This is a genomic window from Flavobacterium aquariorum (assembly GCF_003254745.1).
Classification (GTDB): Bacteria; Bacteroidota; Bacteroidia; order Flavobacteriales; family Flavobacteriaceae; genus Flavobacterium; species Flavobacterium aquariorum.
In genome coordinates this window covers 315,058-338,831 of the sequence record NZ_QKXH01000002.1, presented here as the reverse complement: position 1 = coordinate 338,831, position 23,774 = coordinate 315,058, and the positions used below count along the sequence as shown (strand labels likewise).

Genomic DNA, 23,774 nt, shown 5'->3' with positions numbered 1-23,774 from the left:
AAAAAAAACTTAAAAAACACTATTCAATGCATCGAAATAAATGTAGACAGACTAACTTTTAATAATTTCTAAAGAATTGTTTTTTTTGTTAAAAGGATTGTAATCTGGTTTTAAAATCAGGGTTCAAAGCGAATTTTTATTCATAATTGATTTATCACTGAAAAAATAATAATTTTTTTCTTTTTTCAATAGGTGTTTTTTTTTGTGAAAGACTGTGCTATATTTATAAAAATTTTGGAACAGCAATCACTAATTATTTAATTTCTAATAATGGAAAAGACGAAAAAGGAGTTTACGTATGACGAATTACTCCAAAAAGTTGAGGCACAAGAATTGCTAATTAAAAAATTAAATGATGAAAAGTTTGCTATAACCAATTTTGAATATTTTGTAAAAGAATCCCCAGATTTAGTTTGCATCGCCGATACTAATGCTTATTACAAAATAGTCAATGATGAATTTCCTAAAATTTTAGGCTATTCAAAGGAAGAATTATTATCAAGGCCTTTTCTTGAATTTATACATCCTGATGATTTAGATAAAACTTTGGAAGAAGTCCAAAATTTAACCCAAAACAATCCTACAGTCGATTTTGAAAATAGATATATAAAAAAAAATGGGGAATCGATTTGTTTACAATGGAGAGCCAATTTGCATACCGCCAATAATTTAATCTATGCTATAGCTCGAGATGTCACAGAGATCAGAAAAACACAGGAAAAACTTTTATCTAGTGAAAAATCACTTAATGAAGCTCAGAAAATTGCAAAAATCGAGAGTTGGGATTTTAATTTAGTGACTCAAGAATTAAATTGGTCCAATGAATTATATGAAATATTCGAAATAGAGAATTTCCCTGGTGATCCGCAGTTATATGCCAAATATTTATCCTGTTTTGTATCCGAGGACGCTGAAGACTTAAATAAAAATGTATATAATACCATTTCGAATAAGGTGCCGTATGAAATGGAGCACCGAATTATTTTAAAAGATCAAAAAACAAAATGGGTTTTTTGTACTGGAGTTCCTATAATGGACAAAAATAATAATGTAGTGGCATTAAAGGGGGTAGTTCAAGACATTACTCAAAAAAAACAAATTGATGACACCATCAAAGCCAAAGAGAAAGCCGAAGCCGCCAATAAAGCCAAATCGGATTTCCTGGCCAATATGAGTCATGAAATACGAACGCCACTCAACGGGATAGTTGGTTTTACGGATTTGTTATTGAAGACAAAATTTGATAATGACCAATTGGAATATCTCAAAACAGTCAATGAATCTGCCAATACTTTGATGGAAATTATCAATAACATATTGGACTTTTCAAAAATTGAATCAGGTAAACTGGAATTGAGTACTGAGGAAATTGATATTATTCAATTGTCAAATCAAATCGTAAATTTATTCAAATACGAAGCCAATTTCAAAAAAATCGACTTGTTGCTTGATATTGATCCTAATGTGCCAAAATGTATTAAGGGAGATTCTTTTCGATTAAAGCAGATATTGGTGAATTTGTTAAGTAATTCGATGAAATTTACTTTTTCGGGGCACATAAAATTGAAAGTGGCTCAAGTTGAGGAAGATAAAACGACTTCAAAAATTAAGTTTTCGGTAATAGACACGGGAATTGGAATTAAAGACTATAATCAAAAGAAGATTTTTCAATCATTCGTTCAAGCGGATAATACCACAACCAGAAAATATGGAGGAACTGGGTTGGGATTGGCAATTTCAAGTCAACTTTTAGCATTAAAAAATAGCGAATTGGAATTGATCAGTGCTTATGGAGCGGGAAGCGAATTCTTTTTTACGGTTGCTTTTGAGAAAATATTTTGTGAGAAGAATGATTTGTCAGTAAAAGAGAATTTGGGTTCAAATATGACTTCGCATCTGTCAAATTCACTCACTAATTTTAAGGTATTAATTGCTGAAGATAATAAAATAAACATGCTTTTGGCCAAAACGTTGGTGCGTAAAATTATAAAAAATTGTGATCTGATAGAAGCTGCAAATGGCTATGATGCAGTGGTCTTGGCAGAGGAAAATTTACCGGATTTGATTTTGATGGACATTCAAATGCCAATTCAAAATGGCTATGATGCTACTTTGGAAATCAGAAAATCGGAAAGTACCAAGCATATTCCGATAATTGCCTTAACGGCTGGAGTTTTGAACGGTGAAAAAGAAAAGTGTATGGAACACGGAATGTCTGATTATATTACAAAACCTATTATTCAAAACCAATTAGAAAAAGTATTATTGAAATGGTTGAAGAATTAATCTAAAAAGTTACAATTTCTTTCTTTTGAAACTATTTTATTAGTAATAATAAATCTTCTTTTATGAAAATAGTAAAGGAAGATTTTTTTTGTTCTAATGTAGTGGTAGTGTTCTAATTGTTTATTTATTAGTATGTTATGTGATATAAATTTTATATCTTTAGTTTTCTGTTTTTTGTCATTTGGTTTTGTCTATTAATTCAATTTTGTTTTGAGATTATGAAAGAAACTATACCATCTATTGAAGAATTACTGCAAAAAATAAAAAAACAAGAAAATAAGATTTCGCTATTGCAAAAGAAAATAGATTCAATTGCTAATTATGAATTTTTTACCAGAGAAACCTCAGATTTCATTTGTGTTTCAGATTTAAATAGTTACTTCAAAGAATTCAATCTTGTATTTATTAAAAAATTAGGCTATTCCAAACGAGAGTTATTATTGAATAGCTATATCAAATACATTTACCCTGAAGATATAGCCAAAACTAGGGCAGCACTTCAAGAACTTTTAAATGGAAAGACTTCAGTAATTTTTGAAAATAGAATAATTTCAAAAAAAGGAGAAATTTTATCTGTTCAATGGACGTCCATTATAAATCCTTCAAAAAACCTTGTGTATTCCATTGGACGAGACATCACTGAAATTAGAAATATTCAAGAGCAGCTAATAGCTAGTGAAAACTCATTAAATGACGCCCAAAAAATAGCCAAAATAGGGAGTTGGGAATTTAATTTAAAAACTCAAGAACTTACTTGGTCCAAAGAATTGTATCGTATTTTTGAGATTCCCAACGATACTAATGAAAACTTGTATCAACGATATCTAAACCATTTTTCAGAGGAAGATAAAGAGATTATCAATAACAAGATAAATGAATCAGTCAGAACAAAACTGCCTTATGAAATTACCCATAAACTTCACTTTCCCAACAACCGCTTCAAATGGGTTTATGGTACTGGAGTTCCAATTGCAAACGAAAAAGGAGAGATTCTTATTTTGAGAGGAGTAGCTCAAGACATAACTGAAAATAGGAGAATCGAGAGCGAAATTTTGGCCAAAGAGAAAGAAGTGGCGGCTATAAAAGAGAAAGAAAGAGAGCAACTGAGTAATGCCAAATTTAGAAACTATGTGGAGAATGCACCCGATGGTGTGATAGTAGTAAATAAAGAAGGATATTTTTTGGAAGTAAATCCGGCGGTATCAAAAATCACTGGTTATTCTAAAGCTCAGTTGTTGAAGAAGGCACTTAAGGATCTGACTCCTTCGGATTCTCTGATAAAAATTGAAAGCATATTTGAAACACTTTCAAAGAAAAGAACTTCAAATGATGTAGTTCAGTTTATCCATAAAAAGGGGACTTTGCGATGCTGGTCTATTGACGCCGTTAAACTGTCAGAAAAGCAAGTTTTATTATTTGTGAAGGACATTACGGAGCGGATTCAAACAATAGATGCGTTAAGGGAAAAAGAAGAGTTTTTAAAGGAAACCCAAATCATAGGGCAATTAGGAACTTATAGCATCAATATGAATACTGGAAAATGGACGAGGACTGATTTACTAAATAGTATTTTGGGTATAGATGCTAATTATGACCTAAATCAAGAATCTTGGGGGAATATAGTACATCCTTCCTGGAAAGAGGACTTGGAGGCGTATTTTCAAGAGGAAGTCATAAATAAAAGAAAGGCATTTGACAAGGAATACAAAATCATACGGGTAAATGACGGAGCCGAACGCTGGCTGCATGGAATTGGAACCTTAAAGTGGGATGACAATAACAAACCCTCTGTTGTTGTGGGAACCATTCGGGACATAACCGATCATAAATTGTTGGAATTAGAGTTAATACGTTCCAAAGAAAAAGCGGAGGAAAACGAGAAGGATTTGTATGTAAAATACATTGAATATGAGGAAATTAATGAGCAATTAAAACAAATCAATAAAGAACTTAAAAAAGCTAAAATTCAGGCCGAGGAAGCCAATAAAGCCAAATCGGATTTTTTGTCCAATATGAGTCACGAGATCCGAACTCCATTAAACGGTATCGTTGGTTTTACCGATTTATTGATGAAAACCGATCTCGAAAAAAATCAATTGGAATATATGTCAACCGTGAATGTTTCTGCAAATTCACTAATGGAAATCATTAATGATATTCTGGATTTCGCCAAAATTGAATCCGGTAAATTAGAATTACATATAGAGGATATTGATCTTTTTAGGCTCTTACATCAAGTTATAGATTTGTTTAAACATCAGGCCAATATGAAAAATATTGCTTTATCACTAACTATCGAAGAATGCGTACCGCAATACATATATGCAGATTCGATTCGATTGAAACAAATATTAGTGAATTTAATTAGTAATGCCTTAAAGTTTACCTCTTTTGGACATATTCATTTGGATGTTGATCAAGTAAAAGGAGGTAAAAAAAATGCAACCATAAAATTTTCAATTAAAGATACCGGTATTGGAATCAAGCAATACAATCAAAAGAAAATTTTCAATTCCTTTGTACAGGAGGATAGTGCCACTTCAAGAAAATTTGGAGGGACAGGTTTAGGGTTGGCTATTTCCAATTTACTTCTTGAATTAATGAACAGTAATTTGCAACTGAAAAGTAAATATGGTGATGGTAGTGATTTTTTCTTTTTTGTTAAATTTAAAAAAGCGCAACCTCTTAAAGATAATTTTGCTGAGTTGATGCCTCATAAGACAATTCGGAAGGTTGCAAGTACAAACAATTTGGATGCACTTCGTATTTTGATTGTGGAAGACAATAAAATAAATATGTTCTTGGCAAAAACATTAGTGAAAAGAATTATTCCGAATGCAATTATTTTGGAAGCCATAGACGGACAGGAAGGGGTGGAGCAGTTTGAAATTAATAATCCCGATTTGATTTTGATGGACATCCAAATGCCAATTAAAAATGGATATGACGCCACTATTGAAATTCGAAGCCACAAAAAAGGAGAAAAAATACCCATTATAGCTTTAACAGCTGGAATCATGGTAGGTGAAAAAGATAAATGCCTAGAGTTTGGAATGAATGATTATGTTTCCAAACCAATAACCGAAGATGATTTGGATGCTATACTTCATAAATGGCTGCCCAAAAAGCAATTATCATAATTTGTCTAAAGAAATAACAATTGTCTTATTATTGTAATCCCAAATTTTTAAACAGTTCCTGATAATTTGGATTTGTTTAACTTCAAAAGGGTGGTTTTTGTCGTCACTTCTGTCAGTATCGATGAAAAAGGAGGGACTTTTTTTATATAATTTACTTGTTATACAGTAGCAGTGAAAGTAGCATTGTTAAAATCTCCTTTTACAGTTGAGTCGTTAGTGAGAAGCGTCGCATATACTGGTCTAATTGTTTATATTAATGATGCTCGACAGCGTGATATTTTACACAGGATTTATTACCATATGAGAGTTATTGGCAAAAAAAACATTTGGTGTGTTTTGGATCTTTTGAATGGCATCTGTCCAAAATAAAACTCTAAAAAATCAGAATGAGAATAATAAGGATTGTTATAGACATTGATGAGTTTTTGGGTATGAAGAATATTTTTCAAAAAAAGGAAAGTATGAAATTGGGCAAAGGAAGGATAGAAAGAAATTATCGGTTAATGTTTTTTTTGAAATAAAAAAAGAGTGTTTGAAGGTACAAACACTCTTTAGGATTATTATAATTAATTACATTACGCTTTCTTTTCAGATTTTGCTGTACAGCAACTTTTTTTGGATTTGTCGCACGCCTTTTTTTCTTTGGCGGTACATTCTTTTTTAGGGGTTTCTTTTGGTTTTGTTTCTTGAGCACTAACATTCATGCCTGCCGAAAAAAGTGCTACTGCCAAAACTGTGATTAGGTTTTTCATGTTTTTTGGTTTTTGATTTTAATGATGAGTCAAAATTATTATTTTTTTTGAATCATGTATATTAATTAACTTTTTTATAACTCAATACAGCAAGAGTATTCAAAACTACAGCATAAGTTGTTATGATAAAAAATTGAGTTGTGATATCTGAAAACGTAGCTCCTTTGAGCATTACCATTCTAACGATTTCGACAAAATACCGAATCGGGTTGAATAATGTAATGTTTTGCGCCCATTGTGGCATGCTTTCTATTGGGGTAAATAGACCACTCATCAAAATGAAAATCACCATGAAAAACCAAGAAATAAACATTGCCTGCTGCTGGGTATCGCTGTGATTGGAGATAAATAGCCCCATGCCAAGTATGAGTAATAAATAAACCGCCGTAAATCCATAAATTAATCCCAAATTACCTAACATGGGAACATTGAAAACGAGTTTGGCAATGATTAAGCCCACTGTTAAAATCACTAAACCAAGAATCCAAAAAGGGAATAATTTGCCAATAATGAATTGGTGTTTCTGGATAGGCGTTACATTTATTTGTTCCAAAGTGCCAATTTCTTTCTCCCGAACGATATTCATGGACGAAAGAAAAAGTGTAATCATGGTAACCAATAATACTAAGATTCCAGGAACCATATAGGTTTTATAGTTCAGTGTGTTGTTGTACCAGAAGGATGGGATGGTGATTATGTTTTGTGGCGTTACAAAGGAATTGTCTTTGTATTGCAAAAGTTGGCTCTGAATTTTTTGATTGTAAGTTCCAATGATTTGCGAAATATATACATTCTCAACTCCTGCAGATGCTCCATCGATGGCATTTATACTTACGGAGAGTGTGGTGGTTTTATCTTTGATGAGGTTACGTTCGAATTGTGTGGGAATTTCGAGGATAATATCGACGTTTCCTTTTTGCATTTCGAGGTTGGCTTCTTCTTTGGTGTTGAATTGGTTTATTATTTTGAAAGATTTTGAAGCCTGAAATTTGCTGATGAGTTCTCTAGAAGCAGCTGAATGGTCGTGATCGATGTAAGAGAACTTGATATTTTGGATTTCAAAGCTGGCGGCGTTGGACAAGATTAATAATTGAATTAACGGTAAAACAAATATGATAGGCAACATTCCTTTGTTTCTAAAGATTTGCTTGAATTCTTTGTGGATGATGAATAGGATTGTTTTCATTTTAGATTGTTGATCAACGATTTGTGATATTTAGATTTTTTAGATTACCAGTGAAATTGTCATTGAAGTTTTCTTGTTTCTTTGAAGTCCTAGCCCTGATAGCAGTGGAAAGCCCGGAGCGACAAAAAGTAGTTTTTTCTTGCACTAAAAAAAGCGACTGAAAGAAGCTCTTTTTTGGGCTTAGAAAAACACTTTTTGGAGTAAGGACTTGTAATGTATAGCAGGATTAGCTACTTATTAATTTTAGATTTCAAATTTTTTTATCTTTTCTCTTTGTTCTTGTTTCTATTCTCTTTTTTTACTCCAATCTAATTTTATATTTTTTGATGCTTATTGCAATGAAAAGAACAGTCATTCCTATCAATATTAAGGTTTCTTTCCAGATCGTTTGTATGGTGGCTCCTTTGAGCATAATGGCTTTGATGATAATGATGAACCATTTGGCAGGGATGATGTTGCTCAAGATTTGAAGTGGCAATGGCATACTCGAAATGGGAAATATAAAACCCGACAGGATAATAACGGGTAGCATTAATCCCGCTAAGGAAAACATCATGGCGGTTTGTTGCGATTGGGCAATGGTAGAGATTAAAATTCCTAACGATAGTGCCGTGATGATGAATAATATACTTTCGAGGACCAATAGAAAAAGACTGCCTTCAATGGGCATTTCGAAGACAAAAACACCTAAAAGCAAGATAATAGCTGCATTGATAATGGATAGAAAAATATACGGAAAAACTTTTCCAATGACTACTTGAAAGGGTTTTATGGGCGATACCAAAAGGACTTCCATGGTACCCATTTCTTTTTCTCGTGTGATGGAAATGGAGGTCATCATAGCCGAAACTAGCATCAAAATTACCGTCATCACACCGGGTACAAAAGTGAAGACACTCTTGAGTTCTTGGTTATAATACAGTTGTGTTTGGGTTTGAATTTGGTAAACAGGTTTGACATTTTTATTGATTTCCTGCGAGTAATTCTGTAAAATAGCGTTGATATAATTGGTGATGGTATTGGCCATATTCGGATCAGTAGCATCAGTGATGACTTGTACTTTGACTGTTTTTTTATTTTGTAGGTTTTGAATAAAATCTTTCTCAAACACCAAGACGGCTTTGACTTTACCAGTTCGGAAAACACTTTCTATTTGGGCTTCGTGCGTGATTTGGTTCACGATTTTAAAATACTTGGAAGCGCTTATTTTATTGATTATTTGTTGGGTTTCGCTGTCTTTTGATTGGTCGAAAACAGCGATATTGACATTGTTAATTTCATTGGTAATGGCAAATCCAAATAGCATAATTTGTACCATCGGCATCCCGAAAAGAATGAACATAGTACGTTTGTCCCGAAAAATGTGGTAGAACTCTTTTGTTACAAAACCGATGAATCTTTTCATTTTAGACTACTTATATTGTTGAATTATTAGATTATTTACCTGTATTTGACTGCAATCTAAAAACTGCAATCTGCAACTATTCAATATTTCGTGCGAGTTTCAGGAATACATCATTCATGGAATTTACATTGTATTTTTGTTTTAAATTTTTCGGACTGTCCAGAGCTTCTATTTTTCCTTCGACCATGATGGAGACTCGGTCACAATATTCGGCTTCGTCCATATAATGCGTGGTGACAAATAGCGTGGTGCCTTTATGAGCTTCGGCGTAAATCATTTCCCAAAATTGTCTTCTCGTTATAGGATCAACACCTCCTGTAGGTTCGTCGAGGAATACAATTTTGGGTTCGTGCAAAAGGGCCACAGAAAAAGATAACTTTTGTTTCCATCCCAAGGGTAAGGCTCCCACCAGTTTGTCAGCAACATCCTCTAAGTTCAAATCCTGAATTAATTGTGCTGTTTTTTCTTTGATTTGGGCACGGGACAATCCATAGATTCCACCAAAGAAGGTGATGTTTTCCTTGATGGTCAAATCGTCATACATGGAAAATTTCTGACTCATATACCCAATGCTTTTTTTGACCATTTCGGCTTGGGTTTTTACATCAAATCCTGCTACGACGGCGTTGCCAGATGTAGGTTTCGAAATTCCGATAAGCATTTTCATAGCGGTCGTTTTTCCGGCACCGTTGGCACCAAGAAACCCGAAAATCTCTCCTTTATATACATCAAAGGAAATATTGTTGACTGCTGTGAAACTGCCAAATTCTTTGGTGAGCTTGTTTACGGTTATGATTTTTTCTTGATTCATTTTTGAGGCAAATTATTTTGAGCATAGATTACAAATCCATAAAAACATCTTCTATGGTTGGTTTTGTCATTCGAATTTCTATTTCGGTATGTTTTTTATCTTCTAAATATTTCTTTAATGCTTCAGAATCAAATTCTGTTTCCCTGTCCGTGTAATGTATCGATTCACCAAAGGCATAAACGCTGTATCGACTCGTATAGCTTTTTAGATCGAGTAGGAGCTGATACGTATTTTTGGCTCGGACATCATAAATGGTTTTGTCGTATTTCTCAATAATGTTGTGTGGAGAATCAATTTTAAGGATCTCTCCTTTTTGGATTAATGCAATTCGGTCACACAAAGCCGCTTCGTCCATATAGGGTGTTGAAACCAAAATCGTAATTCCTTTCTGCTGTAAACGTTTTAGCATTTGCCAAAATTCTTTTCGGGAAACGGGGTCAACTCCTGTTGTGGGTTCGTCCAGAAATAAGACTTTCGGTTTGTGAATTAATGCACAGCACAAAGCTAGTTTTTGTTTCATTCCGCCTGAAAGCGCACCCGCTCTTCGAGTTTTAAAAGGCTCTATTTGAATATAAATATCTTTGATTAAATCGTAATTTTCCTCAATGGTGGTGCCAAAAAGCGTCGCAAAAAACGTTAAGTTTTCCTCAACGGATAAATCTTGGTACAAGGAGAATTTCCCCGGCATATAACCCACACAATTTCGTATGGATTTGTATTCTTTTACAACATCAAAATCCGCAATGGATGCAGTTCCTTCATCGGCAAACAGCAAAGTGGTCAATATTCTGAAAATCGTTGTTTTTCCAGCGCCATCGGGACCAATGAGACCAAATATTTCGCCTTCATTTACTTCAAAAGAAATGGCTTCAACAGCTTTTATCTTGTTGTATGACTTGGAAATATTTTGGACTTTTATACTCATGTTCAATGGCAATTTTAATGTCAAAAATCAATTTAAAATTGTAGTTTCATTGGTTTATTTCAACCACATTTCAGCAGGCATTCCTATTTTTAAACTGCCGTCGTTTTTTACATCTACTTTCACGGCATAGACTAAATTTACTCTTTCTTCTTTCGTTTGAATGATTTTGGGAGTGAATTCTGCTACCGATGAAATCCAGGAAATAGTCCCAGGATAGGATTTCATTCCAGTTCCATTGTCAATTTTTACGGTTACTATCTGATTCAGTTTTATTTGTGGGAGTTGGGTTTCACTAATATAAACCCTCAGCGTCATTTTGCTGAGATTGGCTATTTTATAGAGCGGTTTTCCAAAGGAAGCTATTTCATTGGGTTCTGCATATTTGGCCAAAACAGTTGCTTTTATCGGATTAATGATTTTACTGTTTTTGATTTGGTCATTGATTTTTTTAATTTGAACATCAATCGAAGCGATTTCATTTATAATAGGTGCATTCTGGGTTTGAACGCCTTTTATTTGCTCTTTGATCACATCCACTTTTCCTTCTATTTCATCGACTTGGCGTTTGGTAGCGGCGTTTTCGGCAAACATATTCTGAATCCTTTTTTGTTCAATAAGTGTGGTTTTGAGTTGTGCCTGTAGTACATTGATTTGAGACAATACATTTTCAGATTTAGAATATACTGTCGCTTTTGAAGCGATGAGCTGCTGTTTATTCAAATGCAATTGAATGGTGTCGACCAATCCTACCAAAGTATTCGGTTCAATGATATCGCCTTCTTCAAGATTTAAAAACTCCAGTTTCCCATTGGCTTCCGCCGAAATAGTGATTTCGGTTGCTTCAAAATTGCCATAACCATCGGCTTTGTTGTCACTGTTGTTGCACGAAAACAGGCTTAATAGGAGCATTAGGATAAATAGGTGTTTCATTTTGTTTAAGTGTTTAATCGTTTAAAAGTTTAACTGTGTTCCTTTTAGTGGTTTGGGATTCCAATGGCAACTTGATAGTTAGCTTTTGCCAGTTCCAATTGTATTTCGTGAATTTTTTGGCTATTTTTAGCTTCGTATAAATTAGTGAATTCGGTCAGATATTCGGAGGCAGTAATTACGCCATTTTTTAATTGTGAACTGGCTGATTTCTCTACATATTCTCTTAGAGTGATTATGTCGGTATCAGTTGTTATGTTGGCTTCTGATTTTTGTATTTCTGCATTGATTTCCTGCAGTTGAATGTTGTTGTTGAGCAAGAAAGTTTCTTTTTCGGTAGCAATTATATCAGCAGAAACAGTAAGTGCTTCCTTCTCAGATTTTGATTTATTCCAGTCGAAAACATTCCAATTGGCTTTCAATCCTACAATGAAAATTGGTTCAAAAGAGTTTTCTATCATATTCAATCCCGGATTTCCGTAACCAGCCGTTCCAAAAGCATTGATTTTAGGCAAATTATTTTTAGTCAATATACTTTTTGAAACATCGATTTGCTGTTCCTGTAATTCAAAATAGTGTAGTTCAGGACGATTTATGGTTGTGTTTGTTGGTGTTGTAATAATTGGTTTGTCTAATTCTGTTGTTTCCGGAATTGTGGTATAGGTTATGGAAGAAAGATTTTCAAACAACTTTTTCTTGTCGTATTGAATTTCCGAAAGCTGCTGTTTGATTTTCAGGTTTTCGGCTTCCAATACTTTTTCGGAGGCAGGTAAAATGGCGCCAAATTGAATTCCCGTTTTGACTTCTTTTATTTTGGATTCCAATTGTTTTTGTTTGGCAATCAAAAGGTCTTTTCGCTCCTGCAAAAGTAAAATAGAAAAAAACAACTGATTGATTCTAGATTTGAGTTGGTATAAATTGACCTCTACTTGTTGCTGTTGGGTTTTGGTTTGGGCCTCTTTGAGTTTAGTATTGGCATCAATCAAACCACCATTGTAAAGTAACTGATTAATGTCTAATGTAGCTTTGTATTGGTCTTTATTTAGTGGGGATATAAATGGATTTGGAATTTCGGTTACTTGATTTTGGTAGGTTCCTTGGGCATTCAAATCTATTTTTGGCAATTTTCCGGTTTGTAAAGCATTCACTTCATAATCCGATTTTTGTTGTAATAAAGTAATTTGTTTGGCGGTTGGATAATTTTGATGAACCAATGAATAACAATTTTTCAATGTCATTTTTTGCTGTGCGAAAGCAAAAAAGGGAAGTAAAAAAAGGATGATAAAAGTATATTTTGAAGTTCTCATTTTTTAATCGAATTAATAATAGTTTCGGCTATGCTTGTTTTTCGTTCTTCCATCATCTCATTGAATTCAGTTTCTGAAAGCTGAATGATTCCTTTTATCATCATTTTGGCAGCAAAAGGAAAGACCGTCATCGAAAAAATATCTAATAATAGCTGTTTTGGAGGAATAGGTTTGATGATTCCATCTGCTATTTCTTTTTCGATTTGCGCCAATAATGGAGTAGGATTGGGGCGGTTTTTATGATTTAGAAAGGATAGTACAAATTCGGGGTTGTTGTTCATCTCCTGAATTACAAACGACGGTAAATAAGGGTTGACAATGACAAATGAAATATAACTGTTTGTAAATTTTTTAATTTTTTCAAAAACTGTTGCTTCCGAGTTGAAGATCTCATTGATCTGTGGAGCCAATTGGGAAAAGGCATTCATAAAAACTGCTTCAAAAAGCAATTGTTTATTTTTGAAGCAATAATGCAACATCGCTTTATTGATGCCTGCTTCATCTGCAATTTCTTGCATGCGTGCCCCGGCGAATCCTTTTTTTTGGAACACTATTCTGGCGGCATTGAATATTTTTTCTTCGGTAGTCATTGGTGCTAACTATATGGTTTAACCATTTGGTTAACAAAGATAGATAAAAAAAGTATTTCAGGTTGAAATACTTATGATTTATTTTTCTATGATCTTGCGTTCTAATCTAGCAGTTAACGTTTTATTTCTGCTTTTTCTCTTCTTTCACAAACAGATTAAACAATAATCCACCCATTAAACCGCCATAAAGAGTTGAGTTTACAGGTTTTGAGGTGATAGCGCAACTGCCAGAAGTACATCCCACAAAATGATAATACAAATAACCGGAAATAGCTCCAAAGACAATTCCGATGATTGTTATAATAATTGCTTTTCGGGTCATGAGTTACTTTTTTCTACAATAACCTTGATCAAATCAGAACTGCTCAGAACTCCGGATTGTCTCCATAATTGTTTGCCGTTTTGGAAAAGAATCATCGTAGGAACGCCACGAACTTGGTATTGTGCCGCGACTTGCTGATTTTTATCTACGTCAATTTTGATGATTGAAATACGATCACCTAAATTGTCTTTTACTTGTTTCAGAATAGGAGCCAATGTTTGGCAAGGCCCACACCAAGTTGCAAAAAAATCAACCAAAACTGGTTTTTCGGACTGGATGATATTGTTGAATGTGCTCATTTTTTTATGTATTTATTTTTTAGGAATTGTGCAGCCTTTTGGTCCGCAACCCGTATTAAAAACAGCCTGAATAAAGAAAAATAACCCGAAAGCGATGAAGAACCATTCGTTTGTATAATAAGCTTGTGCGAATAAAAACACAGCAAAAGCCAATCGAAAAATTCGCATTACATGCCAGTTGGTAAATAGTAAATCTTTCATTTTTTGGGTTTAAAATGGTTTTAAAGTTTAAATTGTTTAAAGTTGTTTAAAGTTGTTTAAAGGATTGCGGAATTGCAATCGAATAAGCAAAATATTTTTTAAATAAATTCGTGCTAATTGGTGAAATTTGTGTCTTTTTCTTTTTATAGTTTCTGTCCAATTTTATATTTTTCATCATAAGCGATTTCTTTTTGCAGCGTTTCTAATGCAACTTCAACTTTGCTTACAATCAATACTTCTGCAAAATTACTGCTCATACTTACGTTTAAAACACTTTCAAGTGTAGAGAATTTCTCGGTAACGGTATTCTTGCAACCATTACAGGTGATGCCTTCAAATGGATATAAATTGACTAGCACTTCACTGTTTTTTTGTAATTCGATAAACAATTCGGAACCAGTTCTTGGCGTGGCAGAATTTTGACAAACATCCATTTTTAGAAAACTAAAAGCTTGTTGAAAAAGCAAATTATATTCTTCTTGGCTTCCGCCAAAAGGTGGGCCACTTTCAAATGTTCGGTTGAATAATAATCCAGCAATTTTTCCTTTGTTGGCCAATAGCTGATGCATTTTCCAAACATATTTTTGACGCATTGTTGGTGGCAAGGCGCAAAAGAATGTCTGTTCAATGATTAAATCATACTCGCCCTGATGTTCAAAAAAGTCTCCCAATACGATATTGATATTGGAAGTATTCTTGAATTTGGTTTTTAGATTTTCTATTAATGTTGGAGCAATGTCAATTACGGTAACGTTTGTAAAACCTTTATCTAGAAGATATTCCGCTTCGTAGGTATTTCCACACCCAGGGATTAAAATTTGAATGGCTTTGTCTTCTAAAGTATCAATATAGCTTTTTATAGGAGGGGATATTTCTCCTAAATCCCAACCAGTTGTATTGGATTGATATTGGTTGTCCCAATAGACTTTATCCAAAGGTTTTTCACAGGATACCACACAGCATTGTAGTTCTTCCATATTATTGTTTTTTATTGGTGTTTATGCCTAAAAGTGTGTATAATGGGCAAAAACTAATGAAACTGGTTAGTAAAAAGATGATGGCAAAGGCTAATAAAACAATGGCTAGTGTGCCAGTTATAATACCTGAATAGTATAATATTGCAATTATAATTCCAATTATCGAACGAATCAATTTGTCTGTAGCACCCATATTTTTTTTCATGATAAAAGTATTTATTGGTTAATGAATTATTTTTAATTGCTAAAAATCTTTATTACCTAAACTTCAAATTTAAAGTAAATAGTATCAATATTATTTGAGCGTGAGGGATAGTAGCAAGCTACCGAAGTAGCGCGGATAGCCCGACAGCGTTGAGCAAAGGGGCTGTATAAGCGATGCTAAAAGTAAGTCCCTTTGCTCAACGGGGTCACGCCCTAAATGTTTTTTTATTGCTATTAAATTTTACTTTGACAAACAAAATCAGTTCTAGGAATATCGGTTTTGGCAATGGCGTTAAATCCGCCTTCTATCTCGCTAAAATTTCTAAAACCACGGGCTTGCAAAATTGATGCTGCAATCATACTGCGGTAACCACCAGCACAATGCATAAAGAAATGCTCTTTTGGATCAATGTCTTTTATCCAATCATTGATGTTTGCCAGCGGTTTATTGAATGCTTCTTCGATGTGTTCGGCACTGTATTCATTTTGTTTACGGATGTCGATTATTTTGCTTTCACCGATTTTCACTTGCGCTTTGAATTGGTCTGGAGTGATTCGGTTTACGGTGTCAATTTCTTTGCCCGCTTTTTTCCAAGCCTCAAAACCACCGTCTAAATGTCCCACTAAATTGTCAAAACCCACACGGCTCAAACGTGTAACGGTTTCTTTTTCTCGTCCTAATTCGGTCACTAATATAATAGGCTGTTTTACATCGGCGATCAAAGCGCCAACCCAAGGGGCAAAATCACCATTGATCCCTATATTTATGGATTGCGGGATAAAGCCTTTAGCAAAATCGCTATTATTTCTTGTGTCTAAAATTAAGGCACCCGTTTCTTCTGCGATTGTTTCAAATTCATTGACGGATAAACCTTTCAGACCTAGATCCAATACATTTTCAAAACTGGCATATCCTTTCTTGTTCATAGCAACGTTCATTCCAAAATAGGCTGGGGGAGGCAGTAGTCCATCGGTCACTTCTTTGATGAATTCGGCTTCGGTCATATTGGCTCTCAAAGCATAATTGGTTGCTTTTTGGTCTCCAATAGTAGAGACGGTTTCCTTGCTCATGTTTTTGCCACAGGCACTACCCGCACCATGAGCAGGATATACGATTACATCATCAGCCAGAGTCATGACTTTGTCTCTTAACGAATGATATAATAATCCAGCCAATTGTTCCTGTGTCATCGAAGCTGCTTTTTGAGCAAGGTCGGGTCTTCCCACATCACCAATAAACAAAGTGTCACCAGAGAAAATAGCATAATCTTTTCCGTTTTCGTCTATTAATAAGTAGGTGGAACTTTCCATGGTGTGACCAGGCGTATGCAGTACTTTTATTTTGATATTTCCTATTTCAAATAGTTGATTGTCTGCTGCAACGATGGCTTCAAATTCTGGTTTTGCAGTTGGTCCATAAACGATTGGAGCTCTAGTTTCTTTGCTTAAATCCAAATGGCCTGAGACAAAATCGGCATGAAAATGAGTTTCAAAAATATATTTGAGCTTGACTCCGTCACGTTCGATTCGATCCAGATAAGGTTGTGTTTCTCTAAGCGGGTCAATTATAGCCGCTTCACCATTGGAAGTGATATAATAAGCACCTTGTGCCAGACAGCCTGTATATATTTGTTCTATTTGCATGATTTTTAATTTTAATATAATACAAAGTTAATTCTGTTTTATGATACAATCAGTGACAAAAATTACTTTAACGTAAGTTTAATTGAATACGATTTCCTTAATAATAATATATATTCCCATTACTAAAACGAACCAACCAAAAATAGGTTTGAGTTTGTCTCCGTCCAATTTTTTAGATATTTGTGTACCGATAATCATTCCTAAGAAAGCCATACTTGAAATACTTAATAAGAATTTATAATCAATTGGGGTGCCAATATATAAATCACCTGCAAAGCCGATGGAAGAATTTATAAAAATAATTAATAAAGAAGTTCCAACTGCCTGTTTCATAGGTAAATTGGCAAAAAATAATAGAGCCGGAATAATCAAAAATCCACCGCCGGCGCCCAAAAAACCAGTTACAATTCCAACGATACCACCTATAATTGCCAATTGTAAATAGTTAGTGCCCGAAGATTGAATGCAAGCATTGGTTTTGCGAATCATTGAAAATGAAGCAGCCATCATCATGACTGCAAAAACGATCATGATGAGTAGATTTTTGGTTATTTGGAAATCATCAATTGTAAAAAGGACATTTGGAATTTTTAAAAAGATTACTTCGCGAATAACCAGTATTGAAAAGACAGAAGGGATGGCAAAATATAATGCCGATTTGATTTTGAGATTTCCCATTCGGTAATGACTAAAACAGCCTGATAAAGCAGTAAAACCAACAATGAATAAGGAATAACTTGTCGCTAATTTTGGGTCTATTTTGAATAAATAAACTAAGATGGGAATCGTTAAAATAGAACCTCCACCACCAATTAATCCTAATGAGAGACCTATTATGACAGATGCCAGATAACCGAAGTATTCCATGTTTTATATTTTGTTTGAAGCAAAGATGCGAAGACTATTTTTGGCGGACTGTAACTTTTGTCACTTTTTGAAGAAGTTGTGATTTAAAATTCAAAAGCTACATCAAAATCTCAATCTGATTGCGATGTAAAACCACCAAGCCTCTCTGTTCCATTTTCTTGAGCAGTCTCGAAATAACTTCTCTCGAAGTATTGAGATCAGACCCGATTTCTTGATGTGAAAGTTTTAATTCTTTGCTTCCAGTGGCTTCAACTTGGCGTTTTAGGTAAAATTCTAAACGTTCGTCCATAGCTCTAAAAGCGATACTGTCAATAACTTCCAATACTTCTTCAAAACGATTGCGATAGGTGCCTACCACAAATTCATACCAGCTTCTGTGTTGCATCATCCATTTGTCCATCAATGATAATGGAACCATAACAACTTCGGCATCATCGACCACTTTTGCCATAATTTGGCTTTTTTCATTCTTGGTTGCGCACACCATAGATAAAGCACAGGCTTGTCCAGGCTGTAAATAATACATAAAAAACTCACCGCCATCATCATCTTCACGATATACCTTGATGGCCCCTTTGAGTACCAAAATTGTATTTTTGATGTACTGCCCAGTTCGCATGATAATCTCACCGGCACTAAAGTCTTTAATTACTTCGTTTGCTTTTATATCTTGAATCAATTCATTTGAAAAGGAAGGAAAAACTTTTTTTAGCTGTTCTGGCATTTTGATTTTGATTTTAGAAAGAGTTGGAATTCAAACACTGTAAAAGTAATAAAAAAGGGGAAGTCTTTGATAAATGAAAAGGAAAGTACATGTAATAAATTATGAAATACAGAAAAGAATCGGATAATTAAGTCCTGATTTTAAACTATAAATAACAGATGTTTGCATTTGTTGAATATTGATTTTTACGAAAACGTTTTCTTTATTTTATTGATTAATTCACAAAAAAGAGGTGTATTGTTTGAGGAAAATCTTGTATTTTTACGAAAAAATAAATATTATGAATTTGACACAAGACGAATGGGTTTCCCAATTTGAAGCCGATGAAAATGCAGTAATATTAGATGTAAGAACTGAAGACGAATGCGATCAAGGTATAATTGAAGGTTCTATTAATATCGATATTCATAAGGGACAGGAATTTATAGATGCTATTGCAGCGTTGGATAAAAGCAAAAATTATTATGTATACTGCCGCTCAGGAGTGAGAAGCGCAAAAGCATGTGAAATCATGAACGAGTTAGGTATAGAAAATGCCTATAATTTGCTAGGTGGTATCATAGAATGGAATGGTGATATAGTATAATATCACAAAAATATAAAAAGAGGCTTCTGCCTCTTTTTTAAATGTATTAGAAAACAACCAAAATAACCACAGAATGAATACAATACCTCAAGAATTTCAAATTAAAAGCCAGCTTATTCAAGATACTTATTTGGTAAACGGCAAATTGAAAAAATGGACAGGAAAAACAACACCTGTATATTCTACAATTTCTTCAACCGAAAAATATGAACCAACATTATTAGGTTCTATTCCTTTTATGGGTGAAGCAGAAGCGCTAGAAGTGGCGGAGTCTGCAAAAGCTGCTTTCAATAACGGACAAGGTTTATGGCCTACAATGAAAGTTGTTGACCGTATTAAGTGTATGGAAAAGTTTGTTGCACAAATGAAAGAAACCCGTACCGAAGTTGTTAAACTTTTGATGTGGGAAATTGGAAAAACACTTGGTGACTCCGAAAAAGAATTTGATAGAACGGTAGAGTATATTAATGACACTATCGAAAGCTATAAAGAATTGAATAGCCGTTCAGCCCATTTTTCTAAAGTGCAAGGAATTAATGCCATGGTGCGCAGAGGACCTATCGGTGTGGTATTGTGTCTTGGACCGTACAATTATCCATTAAACGAAACTTTTACATTGCTTATTCCTGCTTTGATTATGGGGAATCCCGTAATTTTCAAACCAGCAAAACATGGAGTTCTATTAATTTCTCCTTTGTTGGAAGCTTTCAGAAGCAGCTTTCCAAAAGGAGTAATCAGCATTGTTTATGGTAGAGGGCGTGAAATCGCTTCGCCAATAATGAAATCTGGAAAAATCGATATTTTAGCCTTAATTGGAAACAGTAAATCGGCTATTGCTTTACAGGATCAGCACCCAAACAAAAACAGATTGCGTTTAGTATTAGGTTTGGAGGCCAAAAATCCAGCGATAATTTTACCGGATGCCGATTTGGATTTAGCAATTCAAGAATGTATTGTAGGAACTTTATCTTTTAATGGTCAGAGATGTACTGCATTGAAAATTATATATGTACACGAAAATATAGCTGCTGAGTTCAACAAACGTTTTGCAGAAAAAGTAGATGCTCTTGCTTTTGGGAATCCATGGGAAAAAGGAGTATCATTGACTCCTCTTCCAGAAACTGAAAAACCAGCCTATATTCAAGAATTGATTGATGATGCAACAAGTAAAGGGGCAAAAGTAATCAATGCAAAAGGCGGGGAACACACGGATAATTTTATATTCCCAGCCATTTTGTTTCCAATAAATAAAGAGATGCGAGTGTATCATGAGGAGCAATTTGGTCCCGTAGTACCTATTTTGACTTTCAAAGATATACAGGAGCCATTAAACGATATGGCTGAGTCGAATTATGGTCAACAAGTAAGTTTGTTTGGTAAAAATATCAAAACCATTGCACCGCTTATCGATACTTTGGTGAATTTGGTTTGTAGAGTAAACTTGAACAGTTCTTGCCAGAGAGGTCCGGATGTTTTCCCGTTTACAGGAAGAAAAGATTCAGCTTTTGGGACATTGAGCATTCACGATGCTTTGCGTTCATTTTCTATTAGAACTTTTGTGGCTTCAAAAGATAATGCTTATAACAATGAAATTTTGCAGGAATTGCTGAACAGTAAAGAATCAAATTTCATCAATACCGATTATATTTTATAATCAATTTTTATACAATTTAAAAAGCGTCTCATTTTTGTAATGAGACGCTTTTTTTTAGTGTAAAAAGAGAGTGATGTCATGTGTAATTGTTTGTTTTATAATGGAGTATTAAATTTGACTTTAAATTGTTTATATTTGTGTAAATAGACACATACTATTTTTTAATGTGGATTATTGGATAAATGCAGTTTAACTCTTGATTATAAATTTAAAAAAGAATTGCCATCAAAAGGAAAATAAAAATAGCAGCCAAAAGAATCCACGAACGTTTGCATGGTGAACCATATTATGTGCATCCCAAACTGAGTTTTATTCCTAATATTGTAATTAATATTATCACTTTTATTATAGCACTTGCTGTAGTAGGTACTATTCTGTATATACTGATTAACTATTTGATAAAAGTGTTTTATCATTTGTAATGACAGATAAGGTAAAAAATCTTTAAAAAATTGTTACAAAAATCTTCATTTTTAGACTTACTGGTTATTATTTGTGATAGTCATCAAAACCAAAAATCTAAAAAATGAGAAAACCAACCTTCTTAAAATTATTATTAGCATTTCTATTTGTGGCGCAAAGTGGTTTTGCGCAAGAACTTTATATGCCCAGAAACATCAAAGACGCTTATGGAAAAGGAACCCGTTCGATGGATGGTTTACCTGGCAAAAAGTATTGGCAGAATCATGGTAAATATACTATGGATATAACCGTAAACGCCACAACAAAAATAGTTAGTGGAATCGAAACTATTGTGTATGAAAATAACAGCAGTGATACTTTGAAGAATATGCCAATACGTTTTGTGAATAATTTGCACAAACCGTCTTCACCCAGAAGTGGTAATGTAAGTGATGATTTTTTGTCAAATGGATTAACAATTACTTCTTTAAAAATTAATGGAGAAGTTTACAAGGAAGATGCCAGAAAATGGGGAACGGTGGGTAACATAAAAATGAAAAACCCAATACTTCCAAAGTCCAAAGCAACTCTTGAAATCGAATGGAATTACCCTTTGTCTAAAGAAAGTGGTAGAGAGGGACAAATAGACGAAACTACTTTTTATGTTGCATACAGCTATCCTAGAGTATCTGTTTTTGACGATTACAATAGATGGGATAGATTACCCCATACCGACCGTCAAGAGTTTTATAATGACTTTAATGACTATACCTATACGGTAAAAGCACCTAAAAATTATGTAGTGTATGGAACAGGTGATTTATTGAACCCAGACGAAGTTTTGCAGCCCGAGTTTGCAGCCCGTTTAAAAAAATCATACACAACAGATGAGGTAATGCACATTGCTAACGAACAGGAAATGAAGGAAGGACTTGTAACCCAACAAAAAGACTGGAACAGCTGGAAATTTCAAGCCAATAATATCACTGATGTTTGTTTTGCTTTAAGCAATCATTATGTATGGGATGCCGGCAGTGTTGTTGTAGATGCCAAAACCAATCGTCGTACGAGTACACAAGCGGCTTATGATTTAGTAAAAGGAACCGACTTTAGAAATTCTATCAAAAATAATAATTACGCGTTGTCTTGGTTTTCCAATAATTGGCCAGGTGTACCTTATCCGTACTCTAAGATGACTGCTTTTCAGGGATTTGCAGATATGGAGTATCCTATGATGGTTAACGATTCTCAAATGGATGATCCTGTTTTTGCGCAATTAGTACAGGATCATGAAATAGCGCATACCTATTTCCCTTTTTATATGGGAATAAACGAAACCCGATATGCTTTTATGGATGAAGGCTGGGCTACTACTTTTGAATATTTGATTGGTATAGCGGAACATGGAAAAGAGGCAGCCGATAAATTTTATAAAGAGTTCCGAGTTAATCATTACATTAATGACTCGTCAACAGAGGAAGATCAACCTATAATTTCAATGTCAAGCCAAGTTTCGGATGCGGGCTACGGCAATAATTCATATGGTAAAGCTTCCCTTTCTTATCTTGCCCTGAAAGACATGCTTGGTGATGAGCAATTCAAAAAATCGCTGCATTTTTATATGGATACATGGAATGGGAAGCATCCAATTCCTTGGGATTTTTTCAATTGTATAAATACCAGTTCAGGTAAAAATTTAAATTGGTTTTTCAACAATTGGTTTTTTACCAACAATTACATTGATTTAATGATTGAAAAAGTGGAAGGTACTAATTCAAAAAGTACAATTTGGGTTAAAAATGTAGGTGGTTTTGCCATTCCTTTTGATGTTGTTATTGTGTATAAGGATGATACAAAAGATATTTTGCATCAAAATCCGGCCATTTGGCAAGCCAATCAAAAAAATGCAGTAATTTCTTTGAAATTAAATAAAGCAATAAAATCGATTTCTCTTGATAATGGTATATTTATGGATGCTACTCCGTTAAATAATTTATGGAATATTCAGTAAATTTTGATTTTATTTGATATTTATTAGTTTTTTCTAATTATTTTGTTTTTTGCTTAAAAAAGTAATGGTTTCATGACAAATATCAGTTTTATTGCTACAACGTTTTCTTAAATTTGATCTATAATTTAATAGCATCAAGCCATGAAAGTAGAACTCAAAATTTTCGTAGTATTAGCTTTACTAATTGTGTCAGGAACAAAATGTATTGCGCAAGAAATAAGCTGGGTTGCACCAGAATATTCTAACTCATTGAAAAATCCATTTGTAGGAAATCAGAAGGCAACCGATGATGGAAAAGAAATATTCAATCAGATGTGTGTATTGTGTCACGGTGTAAAAGGACAGGGAAATGGAGAAGCAGGACTCACTTTGCAACCCCATCCTGCTAATTTTTTGGCTTTGAATGTAAAAAACCAACCCGATGGTGCTATTTTTTGGAAGATAACCAATGGGAAAGCTCCAATGGCTACTTACTTTGAACTTTTAACAGACGACCAACGATGGAAATTGGTCAACTATATACGAGAATTAGAAAAAAAATAGTTTTGAATTAG

General features: G+C 34.0%; 22 protein-coding genes. 6 read left to right on the top strand and 16 right to left on the bottom strand.

Annotation, left to right across the window (positions count from 1 at the left end; all coding sequences use genetic code 11):
* Positions 1-270: 270 nt before the first annotated feature.
* Both DOS84_RS04080 and DOS84_RS04075 read left to right on the top strand, forming a co-directional pair.
* Positions 271-2,286, top strand: coding sequence for a PAS domain-containing protein (locus DOS84_RS04080; protein WP_111408837.1), 2,016 nt, complete (start codon positions 271-273; stop codon positions 2,284-2,286).
* 218 nt (positions 2,287-2,504) lie between these two features.
* Positions 2,505-5,426 (top strand): PAS domain S-box protein, encoded by a 2,922-nt coding sequence (locus DOS84_RS04075; protein WP_111408836.1) that lies wholly within the window; start codon positions 2,505-2,507, stop codon positions 5,424-5,426.
* 575 nt (positions 5,427-6,001) lie between these two features.
* On the opposite strand, the gene DOS84_RS19060 is transcribed toward DOS84_RS04075, so the two are convergent.
* From DOS84_RS19060 to DOS84_RS04000, 16 genes are all read right to left on the bottom strand, one after another.
* The gene (locus tag DOS84_RS19060) at positions 6,002-6,178 is read right to left on the bottom strand and encodes a hypothetical protein (protein WP_165830393.1); all 177 of its coding nucleotides are present in this window, start codon (positions 6,176-6,178) and stop codon (positions 6,002-6,004) included.
* Between the two features lie 61 nt (positions 6,179-6,239).
* The gene (locus DOS84_RS04070) at positions 6,240-7,364 is read right to left on the bottom strand and encodes an ABC transporter permease (RefSeq protein ID WP_111408835.1); all 1,125 of its coding nucleotides are present in this window, start codon (positions 7,362-7,364) and stop codon (positions 6,240-6,242) included.
* 298 nt (positions 7,365-7,662) lie between these two features.
* Positions 7,663-8,769: an ABC transporter permease gene (locus DOS84_RS04065; protein WP_111408834.1), complete on the bottom strand. Its 1,107-nt coding sequence runs from the start codon at positions 8,767-8,769 to the stop codon at positions 7,663-7,665.
* A gap of 76 nt (positions 8,770-8,845) precedes the next feature.
* Positions 8,846-9,580 carry an ABC transporter ATP-binding protein gene (locus DOS84_RS04060; RefSeq protein WP_111408833.1) on the bottom strand — a complete coding sequence of 245 codons (735 nt, stop codon included), beginning with the start codon at positions 9,578-9,580 and terminating at the stop codon, positions 8,846-8,848.
* Positions 9,581-9,608: 28 nt separating this feature from the next.
* Positions 9,609-10,505 carry an ABC transporter ATP-binding protein gene (locus DOS84_RS04055; protein WP_111408832.1) on the bottom strand — a complete coding sequence of 299 codons (897 nt, stop codon included), beginning with the start codon at positions 10,503-10,505 and terminating at the stop codon, positions 9,609-9,611.
* A 54-nt stretch (positions 10,506-10,559) separates the two neighbouring features.
* Positions 10,560-11,435, bottom strand: a complete 876-nt coding sequence (locus DOS84_RS04050; RefSeq protein WP_111408831.1) for an HlyD family secretion protein — start codon at positions 11,433-11,435, stop codon at positions 10,560-10,562.
* Between the two features lie 44 nt (positions 11,436-11,479).
* The gene (locus tag DOS84_RS04045) at positions 11,480-12,739 is read right to left on the bottom strand and encodes a TolC family protein (protein WP_111408830.1); all 1,260 of its coding nucleotides are present in this window, start codon (positions 12,737-12,739) and stop codon (positions 11,480-11,482) included.
* Positions 12,736-13,329 (bottom strand): TetR/AcrR family transcriptional regulator, encoded by a 594-nt coding sequence (locus tag DOS84_RS04040; protein ID WP_111408829.1) that lies wholly within the window; start codon positions 13,327-13,329, stop codon positions 12,736-12,738. The genes DOS84_RS04045 and DOS84_RS04040 overlap by 4 nt, the downstream gene beginning before the upstream one ends.
* A 121-nt stretch (positions 13,330-13,450) precedes the next feature.
* Positions 13,451-13,651 carry a DUF6132 family protein gene (locus DOS84_RS04035; protein WP_111408828.1) on the bottom strand — a complete coding sequence of 67 codons (201 nt, stop codon included), beginning with the start codon at positions 13,649-13,651 and terminating at the stop codon, positions 13,451-13,453.
* Positions 13,648-13,950: a thioredoxin gene (gene trxA, locus DOS84_RS04030; protein WP_111408827.1), complete on the bottom strand. Its 303-nt coding sequence runs from the start codon at positions 13,948-13,950 to the stop codon at positions 13,648-13,650. The genes DOS84_RS04035 and trxA overlap by 4 nt, the downstream gene beginning before the upstream one ends.
* Before the next feature lie 12 nt (positions 13,951-13,962).
* The gene (locus tag DOS84_RS04025) at positions 13,963-14,151 is read right to left on the bottom strand and encodes a hypothetical protein (protein ID WP_111408826.1); all 189 of its coding nucleotides are present in this window, start codon (positions 14,149-14,151) and stop codon (positions 13,963-13,965) included.
* Positions 14,152-14,294: 143 nt separating this feature from the next.
* Complete coding sequence (locus DOS84_RS04020) at positions 14,295-15,128, bottom strand: methyltransferase domain-containing protein (RefSeq protein ID WP_111408825.1); 834 nt, start codon at positions 15,126-15,128, stop codon at positions 14,295-14,297.
* A gap of 1 nt (position 15,129) precedes the next feature.
* Complete coding sequence (locus DOS84_RS04015; protein ID WP_111408824.1) at positions 15,130-15,333, bottom strand: YgaP family membrane protein; 204 nt, start codon at positions 15,331-15,333, stop codon at positions 15,130-15,132.
* Positions 15,334-15,566: 233 nt separating this feature from the next.
* A complete protein-coding gene (locus tag DOS84_RS04010) occupies positions 15,567-16,976 on the bottom strand; it encodes an MBL fold metallo-hydrolase (RefSeq protein WP_111408823.1) in 1,410 nt (469 codons plus the stop codon).
* 78 nt (positions 16,977-17,054) lie between these two features.
* Positions 17,055-17,843: a sulfite exporter TauE/SafE family protein gene (locus DOS84_RS04005; protein ID WP_111408822.1), complete on the bottom strand. Its 789-nt coding sequence runs from the start codon at positions 17,841-17,843 to the stop codon at positions 17,055-17,057.
* A 97-nt stretch (positions 17,844-17,940) separates the two neighbouring features.
* The gene (locus DOS84_RS04000; RefSeq protein ID WP_111408821.1) at positions 17,941-18,567 is read right to left on the bottom strand and encodes a Crp/Fnr family transcriptional regulator; all 627 of its coding nucleotides are present in this window, start codon (positions 18,565-18,567) and stop codon (positions 17,941-17,943) included.
* A gap of 280 nt (positions 18,568-18,847) precedes the next feature.
* Here DOS84_RS04000 and DOS84_RS03995 point away from each other — a divergent pair, with 280 nt between their 5' ends.
* From DOS84_RS03995 to DOS84_RS03980, 4 genes are all read left to right on the top strand, one after another.
* Positions 18,848-19,153 carry a rhodanese-like domain-containing protein gene (locus DOS84_RS03995; protein ID WP_111408820.1) on the top strand — a complete coding sequence of 102 codons (306 nt, stop codon included), beginning with the start codon at positions 18,848-18,850 and terminating at the stop codon, positions 19,151-19,153.
* Between the two features lie 73 nt (positions 19,154-19,226).
* On the top strand, positions 19,227-20,807 hold the full coding sequence (locus DOS84_RS03990) for an NADP-dependent glyceraldehyde-3-phosphate dehydrogenase (protein WP_111408819.1): 1,581 nt from the start codon (positions 19,227-19,229) through the stop codon (positions 20,805-20,807).
* A 526-nt stretch (positions 20,808-21,333) separates the two neighbouring features.
* A complete protein-coding gene (locus tag DOS84_RS03985) occupies positions 21,334-23,220 on the top strand; it encodes a M1 family metallopeptidase (protein WP_111408818.1) in 1,887 nt (628 codons plus the stop codon).
* 141 nt (positions 23,221-23,361) lie between these two features.
* The gene (locus DOS84_RS03980; RefSeq protein ID WP_111408817.1) at positions 23,362-23,763 is read left to right on the top strand and encodes a c-type cytochrome; all 402 of its coding nucleotides are present in this window, start codon (positions 23,362-23,364) and stop codon (positions 23,761-23,763) included.
* The last annotated feature ends 11 nt before the right edge of the window (positions 23,764-23,774 follow it).